This window comes from Paenibacillus sp. PL91, from assembly GCF_012935325.2.
In the GTDB taxonomy this organism is placed as follows: domain Bacteria; phylum Bacillota; class Bacilli; order Paenibacillales; family Paenibacillaceae; genus Pristimantibacillus.
The window spans coordinates 1-850 of the sequence record NZ_JABBYG020000072.1 but is presented as its reverse complement, the minus strand read 5'-3'; the positions used below and the strand labels follow the sequence as shown (position 1 = coordinate 850).

Sequence of the window (850 nt, the reverse complement as noted above, 5' to 3'; positions counted from 1 at the left end):
ATCATTGTGGTCGGCTGCTTCCGTGTTTTTATTGAACTATCGTTCCCCGTTAGCGTAATCGTCAGATGTCCAATGAAACAAATTCCTCCCCCATAATTTTTTACACGTAAGCGTCTATACATATTTTTTTCATAATGATAACGTACCCTTCGTAGACGGAATAACATCGCCTGTTATCCTAATTGCTTTCTTCAACGCATCGCCGAATGCCACGAAAATTGCCTCATTTATATGGTGTGTATTTCTGCCGTATTCCAAATTGATGTGCATGGTTATCCCGCTATTATGCGCTACAGCGAGAAAAAACTCTTCGGTTAGTTCGGTTTCAAACTCGCCTGCTCGTGTTGACGGCATTTCCACGTTAAACACTAAAAAAGAGCGATTAGATATACTCAAATCCACTAATGCTAAGCTCTCATCCATAGGTATACGCGAACTACCATAACGGTTTATTCCTTTTTTATCCCCTATAGCCTTTTTGATTGCTTGCCCCAAGCATATTCCAATGTCCTCAACCGTGTGATGCCCATCTATCTCTAAATCACCTTTGCAATTCACATTTAGTTTTATTCCTGCCCTAAAAGCAAATAGCTTGAGCATATGGTTAAAGAATCCAATTCCCGTGTTGATGTTGCCTTCACTGTATTCATCGAGATTAAGCTCCAGTTTAATTTCTGTTTCTTTTGTTTTTCTGTTAATTAATGCCTCTCGCACCATAACAAACTCCCTTCTTAACTGAGGTATTGCCTTTTGGTATTGCTAGCCGAATGAATTCGATTAAGACCGCATCCTTTATCACTTTACTTCTCTAATAGATTAACGTAATAAAGTGATAATGTAAAGTTATGTA

The 850-nt window shown here is 38.6% G+C and carries 1 protein-coding gene; it reads right to left on the bottom strand.

What is annotated here, in order from left to right; all coding sequences use genetic code 11:
• Positions 1–129 precede the first annotated feature (129 nt).
• Positions 130–714: an imidazoleglycerol-phosphate dehydratase HisB gene (hisB, locus tag HI950_RS35410; RefSeq protein ID WP_411268203.1), complete on the bottom strand. Its 585-nt coding sequence runs from the start codon at positions 712–714 to the stop codon at positions 130–132.
• Between the last annotated feature and the right edge of the window lie 136 nt (positions 715–850).